The organism is Mycolicibacterium sp. Y3 (genome assembly GCF_051188035.1).
GTDB lineage: Bacteria > Actinomycetota > Actinomycetes > Mycobacteriales > Mycobacteriaceae > Mycobacterium > Mycobacterium fluoranthenivorans.
The window spans coordinates 1,107,573-1,121,810 of the sequence record NZ_JAVQLT010000001.1; the positions used below are offsets into that span (position 1 = coordinate 1,107,573).

Annotated in this window: 13 protein-coding genes; 6 read left to right on the plus strand and 7 right to left on the minus strand. The window is 66.0% G+C overall.

Features of this window, described 5'->3' with window-relative positions; translation table 11 throughout:
- The 3 genes from QN239_RS05405 (at position 1) to QN239_RS05415 (ending at position 3,348) form a co-directional block, all read left to right on the plus strand.
- Positions 1-717, plus strand: coding sequence for an acetoacetate decarboxylase family protein (locus tag QN239_RS05405; RefSeq protein WP_499016597.1), 717 nt, complete (start codon positions 1-3; stop codon positions 715-717).
- Entirely contained in the window at positions 714-1,922 is a 1,209-nt protein-coding gene (locus QN239_RS05410) for a cytochrome P450 (RefSeq protein ID WP_499008519.1), read from the plus strand. Before QN239_RS05405 ends, QN239_RS05410 begins: the two co-directional genes overlap by 4 nt.
- A gap of 73 nt (positions 1,923-1,995) precedes the next feature.
- On the plus strand, positions 1,996-3,348 hold the full coding sequence (locus tag QN239_RS05415) for an MFS transporter (RefSeq protein WP_499008520.1): 1,353 nt from the start codon (positions 1,996-1,998) through the stop codon (positions 3,346-3,348).
- Here the strand turns inward: QN239_RS05415 and QN239_RS05420 are convergent.
- Positions 3,330-4,130 carry a crotonase/enoyl-CoA hydratase family protein gene (locus QN239_RS05420; protein WP_090354341.1) on the minus strand — a complete coding sequence of 267 codons (801 nt, stop codon included), beginning with the start codon at positions 4,128-4,130 and terminating at the stop codon, positions 3,330-3,332. The genes QN239_RS05415 and QN239_RS05420 overlap by 19 nt on opposite strands.
- A 69-nt stretch (positions 4,131-4,199) precedes the next feature.
- Here QN239_RS05420 and QN239_RS05425 point away from each other — a divergent pair, with 69 nt between their 5' ends.
- Both QN239_RS05425 and QN239_RS05430 read left to right on the plus strand, forming a co-directional pair.
- Positions 4,200-5,858 (plus strand): medium/long-chain-fatty-acid--CoA/3-oxocholest-4-en-26-oate--CoA ligase, encoded by a 1,659-nt coding sequence (locus QN239_RS05425; protein ID WP_499008522.1) that lies wholly within the window; start codon positions 4,200-4,202, stop codon positions 5,856-5,858.
- 32 nt (positions 5,859-5,890) lie between these two features.
- Positions 5,891-7,012 carry an NAD(P)H-dependent flavin oxidoreductase gene (locus tag QN239_RS05430; protein WP_499008523.1) on the plus strand — a complete coding sequence of 374 codons (1,122 nt, stop codon included), beginning with the start codon at positions 5,891-5,893 and terminating at the stop codon, positions 7,010-7,012.
- A 73-nt stretch (positions 7,013-7,085) separates the two neighbouring features.
- Here QN239_RS05430 and QN239_RS05435 read toward each other — a convergent pair whose 3' ends face one another.
- The 6 genes from QN239_RS05435 to QN239_RS05460 form a co-directional block, all read right to left on the minus strand.
- A complete protein-coding gene (locus QN239_RS05435; protein ID WP_499008524.1) occupies positions 7,086-8,639 on the minus strand; it encodes a succinic semialdehyde dehydrogenase in 1,554 nt (517 codons plus the stop codon).
- A gap of 183 nt (positions 8,640-8,822) precedes the next feature.
- Complete coding sequence (gene lpqN / locus QN239_RS05440) at positions 8,823-9,548, minus strand: envelope biogenesis lipoprotein LpqN (RefSeq protein ID WP_499008526.1); 726 nt, start codon at positions 9,546-9,548, stop codon at positions 8,823-8,825.
- A 180-nt stretch (positions 9,549-9,728) separates the two neighbouring features.
- Complete coding sequence (locus QN239_RS05445; protein ID WP_499008527.1) at positions 9,729-9,872, minus strand: hypothetical protein; 144 nt, start codon at positions 9,870-9,872, stop codon at positions 9,729-9,731.
- 177 nt (positions 9,873-10,049) lie between these two features.
- Entirely contained in the window at positions 10,050-11,561 is a 1,512-nt protein-coding gene (gene fadD17 / locus QN239_RS05450) for a long-chain-fatty-acid--CoA ligase FadD17 (RefSeq protein ID WP_499008528.1), read from the minus strand.
- Positions 11,562-12,668, minus strand: a complete 1,107-nt coding sequence (locus tag QN239_RS05455; protein ID WP_499008529.1) for an acyl-CoA dehydrogenase family protein — start codon at positions 12,666-12,668, stop codon at positions 11,562-11,564.
- Positions 12,669-12,683: 15 nt separating this feature from the next.
- Positions 12,684-13,865, minus strand: coding sequence for an acyl-CoA dehydrogenase family protein (locus QN239_RS05460; RefSeq protein ID WP_499008531.1), 1,182 nt, complete (start codon positions 13,863-13,865; stop codon positions 12,684-12,686).
- Positions 13,866-14,044: 179 nt separating this feature from the next.
- Between QN239_RS05460 and QN239_RS05465 the strand changes: the two genes are divergently transcribed.
- Entirely contained in the window at positions 14,045-14,236 is a 192-nt protein-coding gene (locus QN239_RS05465; protein ID WP_090354353.1) for a ferredoxin, read from the plus strand.
- Positions 14,237-14,238: the final 2 nt, after the last annotated feature.

The following is a 14,238-nucleotide window of genomic DNA, read 5'->3' on the forward strand; positions in this document are numbered from 1 at the left end:
ATGCCGGTGCGGGTCCGCACCGCGCAGCAGCACATGGCCATGTTCTCGGTGAATGCCGATGCCGCCCAGCGGATGATCGACTACAGCGGCCTGCAGGTCTGCCGCTACCGGCCCGGCAAGGCCGTCGTCGTGCTGATGCTGATGCACTACCTCGACACCGATCTGGGCCAGTACTACGAGTACGGCACCAACGTGATGGTCAATCCACCGGGGCAGCAGGCCTCGGGGTGGAAGGCGTTGCGGTCGGCCGGGGCGTTCATTCACCACCTGCCCGTCGATCAGGCCTTCACGCTGGAGGCCGGCCGGACCATCTGGGGTTACCCGAAGGTGATGGCGGACTTCACTGTTCGATCCCCGGGTCGCTCCGCTCCTGCCCGCCGTATCCGCGACGGGGGGTCGTTCTCCTTCGATGTCAGCATCGACGGCATCCACGCCGTCGGCATGGATTTCAGCCCGGGACTGCCCGTGCCCGCGTTGTTCACCTCGCGCCCTCAGGTCCATCCCACCTACTCGCATCTGGACGGCGTCACCCGCGTGACCTCCGGCGAGATGCGGATGACCGGTGTGCGCTACCGGCCGGGCGGGGTGCGGGTGCGTCTCGGTGGCCATCCCTACGCCAGGGAACTCGCCGACCTCGGTTTCCCCAGACGGGCGATGTTCTCGGGATCCGCGCAGAACGTGGACATGACCTTCGGTGACGCCAAGGAGATCGCATGACGACCGTCGTCGCCAAACCCGATGTGGATCTGGCCGACGGCCGCTTCTACGCCGACGGACCCGCGGCACGCGAGGCCTACCGCTGGATGCGGGCCCACCAACCGGTGTTCCGGGACCGCAACGGGCTTGCCGCCGCCGCCAGCTATCAGGCGGTGCTCGACGCCGAACGCAACCCGGAACTGTTCTCCAGCGCCGGCGGTATCCGGCCCGACCAGCCGGGCATGCCGTACATGATCGATATGGACGATCCGGCGCATCTGATGCGACGCAAGCTCGTCAACGCCGGATTCACCCGTAAGCGGGTGATGGACAAGCTGCCCGCCATCGAGCGGCTGTGCGACACCTTGATCGACGGTGTGTGCGAGCGCGGTACGGCCGACTTCGTCCGCGAGATCGCGGCGCCGCTGCCGATGGCGGTCATCGGGGACATGCTCGGCGTCCTGCCGACAGAACGCGAGATGCTGCTGCAGTGGTCCGATGACCTGGTGTGCGGGTTGTCTTCGCATGTCGACGAATCGGCCGTGCAGAAGTTGATGGAGACCTTCGCCGCATACACGGCGTTCACCATGGACGTCATCGCCAAGCGGCGCGCCGACCCGACCGAGGACCTGTTCTCCGTGCTGGTGCACTCCGAGGTGGAGGGGCAGCGGATGAGCGACGACGAGATCGTCTTCGAGACGCTGCTGATCCTCATCGGAGGTGACGAGACCACCCGGCACACCCTGTCCGGCGGTACCGAGCAACTGCTGCGGCACCGAGACCAGTGGGAGGCACTGGTCGCCGATGTGTCGTTGCTCCCCGGCGCCATCGAGGAGATGCTGCGCTGGACCTCACCGGTGAAGAACATGTGCCGCACCGTCACGGCGGACACCGAGTTCCACGGCGCCGAGCTCAAAGCCGGCGAGAAGATCATGCTCATGTTCGAGTCCGCCAACTTCGACGAATCGGCGTTCGAGAACGCGCACGAGTTCCACATCGACCGAAACCCGAACAGCCACCTGGCCTTCGGCTTCGGCAGCCACTTCTGCCTGGGCAATCAGCTGGCCCGTCTGGAGCTCAAACTGATGACCGAGAGGGTGCTGCGCCGGCTGCCGGATCTGCGGCTGGCCGACGGCGCCGAGGTTCCGCTGCGGCCGGCCAACTTCGTCAGCGGCCCCGAGGCCATGCCGGTGGTGTTCACCCCGACCCCTCGGCTCCTGGACTAGATACCGGTAAGAATTCGGCGGCAAATCCGGTAGAGCCGGCACTGTGGGCACGTGTGCACGCTAAAGATGGGGTATGACCACATCGAGGGCGGACACCCGCCGCGCCATCTGGAACACCATCAGGGGATCGTCGGGCAACCTCGTCGAGTGGTACGACGTCTACGTTTACACCGTCTTCGCGACGTACTTCGAGAAGCAGTTCTTCGATCCGGCAGACCAGAATTCGACGATCTACGTCTACGCGATCTTCGCGGTCACGTTCCTCACCAGGCCGCTGGGCTCGTGGTTCTTCGGCAGGTTCGCCGACCGGCGGGGCCGGCGCGCCGCGCTGACCATCAGCGTCTCGCTGATGGCCCTGTGCTCCCTGGTGATCGCGGTGGTGCCCGGCCGGGAGACCATCGGCGTCGCCGCTCCCATCGTGCTGATCCTGTGCCGGCTGGTGCAGGGTTTCGCCACCGGTGGTGAGTACGGCACCTCGGCGACCTACATGTCGGAGGCCGCGACGCGGGGGCGGCGCGGCTTCTTCTCGTCGTTCCAGTACGTCACGCTGGTGGGCGGTCATGTGCTCGCTCAGTTCACCCTGCTGATCATCCTGACCACGTTGAGCACCGAGCAGGTGCACGAATTCGGTTGGCGCATCGGGTTCGCCGTCGGCGGTGCGGCCGCGATCGTGGTGTTCTGGCTGCGGCGCACCATGGATGAATCCCTGTCCGCCGAGCAACTGGAGGCGATCAGGGAGGGCAAGGACACGGGCGCCGGGTCCATCCGGGTACTGCTCACGCGCTACTGGCGGCCGCTGCTGCTGTGCTTCCTGATCACTCTCGGCGGCACCGTGGCGTTCTACGCCTACAGCGTGAATGCCCCGGCCATCGTCAAGGCCACCTACAAGAACGAGGCGATGACGGCCACCTGGATCAACCTGATCAGTCTGATCTTCCTGATGCTGCTGCAGCCCGTCGGTGGCATCATCAGCGACAGGGTGGGACGCAAGCCGCTGCTGCTGTTCTTCGGCTTCGGCGGTGTGGTGTACACCTACGTGCTGTACACCTATCTGCCGCAGACGCATTCACCGCTGCTGTCGTTCCTGCTGGTCGCCGTCGGCTACGTGATCCTCACCGGCTACACGTCGATCAACGCCCTGGTGAAATCCGAACTGTTCCCCGCCCGCGTGCGGGCACTCGGCGTGGGAGTCGGATATGCACTGGCGAATTCGGCGTTCGGCGGCACCGCGCCGCTGATCTATCAGGCGCTCAAGGCCCGCGACCAGGTTCCCCTGTTCATCGGCTACGTCACGGTCTGCATCGCGTTGTCGCTGGCGGTGTACCTGTTCGTCCTCAAGAACAAGGCCACCACCTACCTCGACCGGGAGCAGGGGGACGCGTTCCTGCCGACAGCCGAGGACCGGGGTCAGCGCATCTTGAACTGAGGTGCCCGCTTCTCCTTGAACGCCAGTGGACCTTCCTTGGCGTCCTCGGAGAGGAACACCGGGATGCCGTTGGCGGTATCGGGTTTGAAGGCGTCCAGCTCGTGCATACCCTCGGTGTCGCGGATGGTTTTGAGGATGGCCTGCACGGCCAGCGGCCCGTTGTTGTTGATCACCTCGGCGATCTCCAGGGCCTTGTCGAGTGCGGTGCCGTCGGGCACCACGTAACCGATGAGTCCGTAGTCCAGCGCCTGTTGGGCGGTGATGTGCCGTCCGGTCAAGAGCATGTCGCACGCAATGGTGTACGGGATCTGGCGTACCAGGCGCACCGCCGAACCGCCCATCGGGTAGAGGCTCCACTTGGCCTCCGAGATCCCGAACTTGGCGCTCTCGCCGGCGACGCGGATATCGGTGCCCTGCAGAATCTCGGTCCCGCCCGCGATGGCCGGCCCTTCGACGGCGGCGATCAGCGGCTTGGTGAGCCGGCGGCCCTTGAGCAGACCGTCGATGCGCGACGGGTCGTAGCTGCCGTCCTTGAACGAGTCGCCCGGCGGCTTCTTGGTGGCGCCTTTGAGGTCCATACCCGCGCAGAAGTAACCGCCCGCGCCGGTCAAGATGCACGTGCGGATCTCCGGATCGCTGTCGACGCGGTCCCACGCCTCGACCATGATCGAGAGCATCTCGCCAGAAAGGGCATTGCGCGCCTCCGGGCGGTTGAGCGTCACGATCAACGTGTGTCCGCGCTGCTCAATGAGGGCGTCAGGCCCCTTTTCGCTCTCCGTCACCCGTCCCAGCCTCTCTGCTCGACAACCCCAGACTTGTCACGAAATGTAACACGTTCTAGTTTAGGTTCCGTGGCCCTGAATATCGCCGATCTTGCCGAGCACGCCATCGACGCTGTGCCGGACCGTGTCGCCCTCATCAGTGCGGACGATCAACTCACCTATGCCCAGCTGGAGGAGAAGGCGAACCGCTTCGCCCACTACCTCCAGTCGCAGGGCATCCAGAAGGACGACAAGGTCGGCCTGTACTGCCGCAATCGCATCGAGATCGTCATCGCGATGCTGGGCATCGTCAAGGCCGGCGCGATCCTGGTGAACGTCAACTTCCGCTATGTCGAGGGTGAGCTGAAGTACCTGTTCGACAACTCCGACATGGTCGCGCTGGTGCACGAGCGGCGCTACGCCGACCGGGTCGCCAACGTGCTGCCCGAGACACCGAATATCAAGACCGTGCTGGTCGTAGAAGATGGCACAGAAGGTCCAGCTGAGGACTTCCTCAGATACGGCGGTGTCGAGTTCTACTCCGCCATTGCCGAGCACTCCCCGGAACGCGACTTCGGACCGCGCAGCGCGGACGATATCTACCTGCTCTACACCGGCGGCACCACCGGCTTCCCCAAGGGCGTGATGTGGCGCCACGAGGACATCTACCGAGTGCTGCTGGGCGGCACCGACTTCGCCACCGGTGAACCCCTGGCCGACGAATACGACCTGTCCAAGCAGGCCGCCACCAGCGGTCCCATGGTGCGTTACCCGATTCCGCCGATGATCCACGGCGCCACCCAGTCCGCCACGTGGATGGCGCTGTTCTCCGGCGGTACGGTGCTGCTGGTGCCGGAGTTCGACGCCGACGAGGTGTGGCGGGCCATCCACGAGCACAAGGTGAACCTGCTGTTCTTCACCGGTGACGCGATGGCCCGGCCGCTGCTGGATGCGTTGCTCGCACATCAGGAGGAGGGCAACACCTACGACCTGTCCAGCCTGTTCCTGTTGGCCAGCACCGCGGCCCTGTTCTCCACCAGCCTCAAGGAGAAGTTCCTGGAGCTGCTGCCCAACCGCGTCATCACCGACTCGATCGGCTCTTCGGAGACCGGCTTCGGCGGCACCAGCGTGGTGGCCAAGGGGCAGTCGCACACCGGTGGACCGCGGGTCACCATCGACAAGAACACCGCGGTGCTCGACGAGGACGGCAACCCGGTGGTCCCCGGATCCGGGGTGCGCGGCATCCTCGCCAAGCGCGGTCACATCCCGGTCGGCTACTTCAAGGACGAGAAGAAGACCGCCGAGACGTTCCGGACCATCAACGGTGTGCGGTACGCGATCCCGGGTGACTACGCCACCGTCGAGGCCGACGGCAGCGTGACCATGCTGGGGCGCGGCTCGGTGTCGATCAACAGTGGCGGCGAGAAGATCTACCCCGAAGAGGTGGAGGCAGCGCTCAAGGGCCATCCGGATGTGTTCGACGCGCTGGTGGTCGGCGTGCCCGACGAACGCTTCGGCAATCACGTGGCGGCCGTGGTGCAGCCGCGCGAAGGGACCCGGCCGACGCTCGCCTCGCTGGATGAGTTCGTCCGCAGTGAGATCGCGGGATACAAAGTGCCGCGCAGTCTTTGGCTGGTCGACGAGGTGAAGCGGTCCCCGGCGGGTAAGCCCGACTACCGGTGGGCCAAGGACACCACCGAAGAGCGTCCGGCCGACGAGGTGCATGCCAAGCATGTAGGAGCGAAATGATGCCAGGGCGAGCGAAGCGACGGGAAATATAGATGCGTACCGAACTCTGCGAACGATTTGGGATCGAATACCCGATCTTCGTGTTCACTCCGTCGGAGAAGGTGGCCGCAGCGGTCAGCAAGGCCGGCGGCCTGGGCGTGCTGGGCTGCGTACGGTTCAACGACGCCGACGATCTGGAAGAAGTCCTGCAGTGGATGGACGCCAATACCGACGGCAAGCCGTACGGCGTGGACATCGTGATGCCGGCCAAGATCCCCACCGAGGGCACGGCCGTCGACATCAACAAGCTGATCCCGCAGAGCCACCGCGACTTCGTCGCGAAAACCCTTGCCGATCTGGGTGTTCCGCCGCTGCCCGAGGACGAGGAGAAAAACGAGGGCGTGCTGGGCTGGCTGCATTCGGTGGCGCGTAGCCATGTCGACGTGGCGCTCAAGCATCCGATCAAGCTGATCGCCAATGCGCTGGGCTCGCCACCTGTCGACGTCATCGAGCAGGCGCACGCGGCCGGCGTGCCGGTGGCCGCACTGGCCGGCAGCGCCAAGCACGCGTTGCGCCATGTCGAGAACGGTGTCGACATCGTCGTCGCGCAGGGGCATGAGGCCGGCGGACATACCGGTGAGATCGGTTCCGTCGTGCTCTGGCCGGAAATCGTGGATGCACTGGACGGCAGGGCGCCCGTCCTGGCCGCCGGCGGTATCGGCACCGGCCGCCAGGTGGCGGCCGCGCTGGCGCTCGGCGCCCAGGGCGTGTGGATGGGCTCGGCCTTCCTGACTGCGGCCGAATACGATCTGGGTCACCGGTTGCCCGGTGGCACGTCGACCATCCAGGACGCGCTACTGCGCGCGACCACCGCAGACACGGTGCGCCGCAAGATCTACACGGGCAAGCCGGCCCGGTTGCTGAAGACCAAGTGGACCGATGCCTGGGATGCGCCGGACGCTCCGGAGCCGCTGCCGATGCCGCTGCAGAACATCCTGGTCAGCGAGGCGCACCAACGGATGAACGAGTCGGACAATCCGGATACGGTGTCCATGCCGGTGGGCCAGATCGTGGGCCGGATGAACGAGATCCGCCCCGTCGCCGACATCATCGCCGAGCTGGTGGCGGGATTCGAGCAGGCCACGAAGCGGTTGGACGATATCGCCGGGTCCTAACCGCCGAGATCGACGCAATGGCGTGATCTACCCGCCCTTCCGCGCCCAAACGTGCGTTTGGGCGCGGAAGGGATCACCGGCCGGGCAGCTTCTGCACCGCCTGGATCATCGGGGTGAGTGCCCTCTGCCACCAGGCCGACGGAATGCCCAGCGGCGGATCGAGATTGATCACCCGCGCGGTGGACACCGTTTGGGACTCGGTGTATTTGAGAATGCCGTCGGCGCCGTGCCTGCGCCCCACCCCGGAGGCCTTCATCCCGCCCATCGGCGCAGCGGTGCTGCCGAAGGCCAGGGCGTAGCCCTCGTCGACGTTGACGGTGCCGGCCTGCAGCCGGGCCGCGATCGCCTCACCCTCGGCCTTGCTGCCCGCCCACACACTGGCATTCAGCCCGTACTCGGTGTCGTTGGCCTTGGCGATCGCCTCATCCACCGAGTCGACGGGGTAGATGGACACCAAGGGCCCGAAGGTCTCGTTGCGGCCGCACTCCATCTCGTCGTTGACATCGGTGAGCACGGTCGGTTCGAAGAACAGCGGGCCGATGTCGGGGCGGGCGTTGCCACCGGCGATCACCTTGGCGCCCTTGGCTTTCGCGTCATCGACGTGTCCGGACACCGTCTTGATCTGGTCCTCGGAGATCAGGCTGCCCATATCTGCGCTGAAATCGTAGGCGGTGGAGAGCTTCATCGCCTTGACCTGCTTGGCGAACTTGGCGGCGAACTCGTCGGCGACGGAACGTTCGACATAGATCCGTTCGATCGAGATGCACAGCTGCCCGGCGTTGGAGAAACACGCCCGGGTGGCGGCCTTGGCGGCGACGTCGAGGTTGGCGCCCTTGGTCACGATCATCGGGTTCTTGCCGCCGAGCTCGGCGGAGAAGCCGATGAGCCGGCTGCCGCACTGTTCGGCCAGCGTCCGCCCGGTGGAGGTGGAACCGGTGAACATCAGGTAGTCGCAGTGGGCCACGATCGCGGTGCCGACCACCGACCCGGGCCCGGGCACGACGGCGAACAGGTCGCGCGGTAGCCCGGCCTGGTACAGCAGTTCGGCGTTGGCCAGTGTGCAGTAGGGAGTCTGGCTGTCGGGTTTGACCACCACGGCGTTGCCCGCCAGCAACGCGGGGATCGAGTCGGAGATGGACAGCGCCATCGGGTAGTTCCACGGCGAGATGACACCGATGACGCCCTTGGGGTGGTGGTTGACCACAGTTTTGACGAGGCCGGGCAACAGGCCCTGCACCCGCTTGGTGCCCAGCAGCTTGACCGCCTCCCGCGCGTAGTAACGCGCGTTGAGGATCATGTCGACGATCTCTTCCTGAGCGGCCGAGCGGGCTTTTCCGGTTTCGGCCTGCGCGACATCCATCAGGAAATCGCGGTTGGCGATCACCAGATCGCGGAACCGTTCGATGACCGCGGACCGCTCAGCAACCGGGCGCTGGGCCCATTTGGCCTGCGCGGCACGGGCTTTGGCGAACGCGGCGGCGACGTCGTCGGCATTGCCGACCGGGATGGTGGTGAGTGCCCTGCCGGTGAACACCTCGTCGATCGGCTTGGACGGGCGCGCGTCAACATCGTCGATGGCGACCAGCGTGCGCAGACGAGCGAAGTCCGCGGCGGATGGAGCGGGCATGGTCGACTCTCCCTTACTGGTGAGTAACTAAACGGCTAGGGCAAACCTACCCGGTACCTGCGGTATCGACCAGGGTGCCCGTCCGATTTGTTCACGAAGCCGCCGCGGGTCATCCTGACCTGCGGTGATGAACATGACAACGCCTCCACGGGCGTACCCGTGGAGGCGTTGTCGTCGTTCAGGTCAGGGCGTGATGGTGGTTCCCGAGTCGATGGCGTCGGTCGCCGCGCCCACGATGTCCACCTGGTCCTCGAGACCGTCGGCATTGAGCTGCAGCACATAGAGGCCGTCGCTGCCGGGGATGACGACCGTCTTCTGCGCGACGATCTTCTTCTGGCCGTCCTGGACCCAGGTGCCGCCCAGTTGGAAGGCGGGGTATTCGCCGAGTGTGCTGGCCGCGCCCTCGTTGAGTGGCTCGTAACCGGAGAGGTTCTGCAGTTCGCCCGGAGCCAGATCGAGGATCTTCTGCGGATCGACGTTGCCCGTCAGCTTCGACACGATCGCGACGACGCTCGGGGTGTACTCGGCGGCCTCGGGGCCGGTGTAGACGATCGCTCCGTAGGCCCAGTCCGGGGTGTCGGTGCCGGCGGATTCCCAGCCCTCGGGCAGCGGCAGGTCGATGGTCGGTGAGCCGGGATCGCCCCGGTGCACGGGAGTCTCCTGGATGTTGTTCGCCTTGATGTAGCCGGCGATGGTCTCGTTCGGCCCGGCCGCATCCTCGTCGCGCGGCGCGACCTTCGGCTTCTTGGTGGGGGTCTCGGACTTACTGGTCGACGTCTTCTCCGACGACGACGCGGTGGTCTTCTCGCTACTGCTCGCGGCGGTCTTGGTGTCCGAGCCGCAGCCGGAAAGGACCACGGCCAGGGCGGTGGCCGCGGCCGCCAAACCGGTGAGCGCAGATGCTCTCATGACATAACTCCTCGGAGGTCGAAGTCTTCCGGTGCAATTACGGCAAAGGTCACCGCCATGCATTTCCGATCGGAAGCGTAGCTCAGCGCGGCGTTCGCCGTGCTGAGTAGAACTACTCGAATTCGAGGTGGAGAAAGTCTTACCGCGGCCAGCAAATCCTCATACGATGATTGCCCGCAGTCAGCCCGGACCCAGCGTGTACGAACCGGTTTCAGGGTGCCGATACCAGCCACCGGCGGCGTGAGTGCCGCCGTCGGCATGAATGGTCCGCCCCGTCACGTAGCTCGACAGATAATACGCCAGGAATACCGCGGCTCCGGCCATTTCATCGACATTGCCGGGGCGCCCCAAAGGGACATCAGTTCGGCAATTTCAGGCGTTCCGGTGATGCCATTCTGGCCAATCCTTCGGGCATGGAGAAATCAGGGGCCAGGGCATTGATCCGTATCGCGGCACAGCGCATCCCAGCCGTTCTCGGAGGTCTCCAATAGCGGCGACGGGCTAACCGCGCAGCGCTGGCCGTTCGACGGTGTGCACCGGATCGGCGCAGTCGGTGGCCTCGGCCGAGAGTTCGCGCTTGAGCACCTTGAACGTCTCGGTACGTGGCAGTGCGGTGCTGACCCTGACGAAAGACGGCCATTGTTTGGGGCCGAGATCGGGTTGTTCGGCCAAGAACATCGCGAACCGTTCGACATCGAACGCAGCGCCGGGGACTGGCACCACCGCGGCCATCACCCGGTCGCCCACCGCGGGGTCCGGGATCGGATAGACGGCCGCCTCGGCGATATCGGGGTGGCGCAGCAGAATCTGTTCGATCGGCGCGGTGCCCAGGTTCTCACCGTCCACTCGCATCCAATCGCCCAGGCGCCCCGCGAAGTACACGAAGTTCGCCTCGTCCCGGTAGGCGAGGTCCCCGGAGTGGTAGACCCCGCCCGCCATCCGTTCGGTCTGGGCCTCGGGTGAGTTGTAATAGCCGCGAAACCAACCGGCACCAGTCGGATTCACGATCTCCCCGACCACTCCGGGCGGGCACGGTTGCCCGGTTTCCACGTCGACGATGGCCACCTCATCGGTGAGCGGGCCCAGGGACCCTTCGGGGGTCTCCGGGGTGCGCGCGATCGCCACACCGCCTTCGGTGGAGCCGAATCCGTCGACCACCCGCACGCCGAACCGATCGGCGAAGCGCACCAGATCCCGCGGCGCACCCTCATTGCCGTACAGGAACTTCAGCGGATTGTCGGCATCGTCAGGCTGCGGTGGGGTGGTGAGGATATAGGACAGGGGCTTGCCGACGTAGTTGGCGTAGGTGGCACCGTACCGGCGGACATCCGGGAGGAACTGAGAGGCGGAGAACTTGCGCCGCAACGCGATCGAAGCCCCCGCCGCCACGGCCACCGACCAGCCGGCCATGATCGCGTTGGAATGGAACAACGGCATGGACAGGTAGCACGTGTCCGCGGGTCCCAGCCCGAACCGCTGTGCCAGCATCCTTCCGGGGAAAACCACCTTGTCCTGGGTGACTCGAACGGCCTTGGGGTCACCGCTGGTCCCCGAGGTGAAGATCAGCATGAACAGGTCGTCCGGGGACAGCTCGGCGAAGGTCACCGCGGCGCCGGCATGGCCGGCGAGTTCGGCGGCCCACTGCGCGGATTCGACGTCGATGAACTCGACCCCGTCCGGCACCTCGGCGCCCGAGTCGGCGAGCACCAGCTGACAGTCCGCGCGGGCGATGTCGCCCGCCAGTGCCGCCCCGCGCCGGGTCGGGTTGAGCCCGACCGGCACCAGCCCGGACAGCGCCGCCGCCACCAGCACACTGGAGAAGAACGGCGTATTGCCCAGCAGCACACCGATATGCGGCGGCCGGTCCGCGTCCAGTCGGGCCCGCAACGCGGCCGCCAGCGCAGCCCCGGCGGCGATGTGGTCCTGCCAGCTGGTGAACTCGTCGCCGTAGTGCACGCCGCGGTCGGTGACGCCGACCAATGGCGCCAATAACGCGCCAACGGTGTCGGCCATCTAGACCGGGGTGTCGGCCAGTTCGCGGCCGATCCGCAGCAGCTGCCCGGTCGCTCCGCCGAGCGCGAACTCGGTCTGCTTGGCGGCCAGGAAGTAGCGGTGGATCGGGTGATCCATGTCGATGCCGACACCACCGTGCACGTGCACCGTGGTGTGTGCGACCCGGTGTCCCGCGTCGGCGGCCCAGAAGGCGGCGCTGGCCACGTCGATATCTGCGGGGAGGTCCTCGGAGAGCCGCCACGCGGCCTGGGTCAGCGTGGACCGCAGCGCCTTGACGTCGATGTAGCCGTCGGCCAACCGCGCGGACACGGCCTGGAAGCTGCCGATCGGCCGGTCGAACTGCTCACGTTCGCGCGCATAGACGGCGGTGAGTTCCAGTGCGCGCTCCAGCACCCCGAGCTGGAACGCGGTGCGGCCCAGCGCAGTGTGCACGGTCAGCCAGTCGAGGACCTCTCGGCCGCCGATGACACGGGAGGCATCCACACCCGTGCCGTCGAGTTCCAGATGGCCCATGGCGCCGTGACCGGTGGTGTCCAATGTGCTCACCGTGACGCCGGGATCGGTGGCGGTGATCAGGAAAACCTCCACCCCGGACGGCGTCTCGGCGGGCACCAGGAAGGCGTCGGCCACCGGGCCGTAGCTCACCTGGGTGCGCGTTCCGGTCAGCCGGAATCCGGGTCCGTCAGTGCCTTCAGCGGTGGCCTGCACCGGGCCCTGCCCCATCTCACCGTCGAGGGCGACGGTGACGATCTTGGCGCCGTTGATGGCGGGTACCGCCCAATCCTGTCGCAGCGTCTCGGACCCGTATCTGGCCAACGCCCCCCCGGCGAGCACCGAGGATTCCAGATAGGGCACCGCTGCCAGTTGGCGGCCGAGCGCGGTCAGCACGGCGGTCTGTTCCAGCACACCGAATCCGCCGCCGCCCACCGACTCCGGTGCAGCGGTGGAGAGGATGTCGGCGTCGATCAGCTTGGCCCACAGGTCGCGGTCGAACCGCTGGTCGAGTCCGTCGAGGACACGCTGGTGTTCGGGCGTGCACACCGATTCGGTGATGGTGCGGACCAAGCCGCCCAGATCGAGTGATGCCTCGGTTGCAGAAAAATCCATGTGAAATCTCCTCCGTTATCGATTCACTCGTGGGAGGCCGAGTGCGACCATGCCGATGATGTCGCGCTGGATCTCGTTGGTACCACCGCCGAAGGTCAGGATGAGGCAGGAGCGGTGCAGCCGCTCCACCCGCCCGCGCAGTAGCGCCCCCGGTGATCCGGTCCGCAGCGTCGCCGAGGTGCCGAGCACCTCCATGAGCAGGCGGTAGGCCTCGGTGGCCAGCTCGGTGCCGTACACCTTGGCCGCCGAGGCGTCGGCGGGGGAGGGGGCGACATCATCGGCGGAGGCGAGCTCCCAGTTGATCAGCTTGAGCACCTCGGCCTTGGCGTGCACGCGGGCCAGGTTCAGCTGCACCCACTCCGAGTCGATCAGCCGCTTGCCGTGCACATCTTTGGTGTTCTGTGCCCACTCGCGAACGCCGTTGAGCGCCACAAAGATCGGCTGCGCCGATACCAGGGCGACGCGTTCGTGGTTGAGCTGGTTGGTGACGAGCTTCCAGCCGGCGTTCTCCTCGCCGACGAGCGCCGTCTTGGGAACGCGGACGTCCTGGTAGTAGGTGGCGCTGGTGTCGACACCGGACATCGTGTGTACCGGCGTCCAGGAGAAGCCCTCGGCGGTGGTGGGGACGATCAGCATCGAGATCCCGCGGTGCTTCTTCGCCTCGGGGTTGGTGCGCACGGCCAGCCACACATAGTCGGCGTAGGCGATGAGGCTGGTCCACATCTTCTGGCCGTTGATGACGTAGTCGTCGCCGTCGTGCACGGCCGTGGTGCGCAGGGACGCCAGGTCGGTGCCCGCGCCCGGCTCGGAGTAGCCGATGGAGAAGTGCAGATCACCGGCGGCGATCTTGGGCAGGAAGAACTTCTTCTGCTCCTCGGTGCCGAAGTGCATGATCGTCGGTGCGACGCTGTTGATGGTGAGGAACGGGACCGGGACATTGGCGATGGCGGCCTCGTCGTTGAAGATGAGGCTCTCCATGGGTGTCCGGGCCTGGCCCCCGTACTCCTTGGGCCAGTTCAGCGTCAGCCAGCCGTCCTTGCCCATCTGGGACACGGTTTCGCGATAGACGTTGCCGCGGCCCATCTCGCCGTCGCTGGCGGCCAGCGCCTCGGCTCGCTCGGGTGTCATCAGTTTGGTGAAGTACGACCGCAGTTCGCGGCGCAACTCCTCCTGCTCGGCGGTGTAACCGATCCGCATCTTGACATCCTCACTATCGGGCGGCGCTGGCATGCCGTGTTGTATCGAAGGTGCTCAACGGCACCTTTTTCCCAACCGGTTGTAACACGTTCTAGTCTCGAGGTCCAGGGCGGTATGGTTAGCCGGCACATTGGCGAAGTTGAGCCGAGCATGGATATGAAGAGCCCGAGGAGGTTGTCATGCGTGTGGAAGTCGACCGCGATCGTTGTGAAGGCAACGCGGTTTGCGTCGGTATCGCCCCCGACCTGTTTGATCTGGATGACGACGACTATGCGGTGATCAAGGCCGACCCGGTGCCGGCCGACCAGGAGGACCTGGCCGAACAAGCCGTCGCCGAGTGCCCGCGCGCAGCCCTGATCCGAAAAGACTAGAG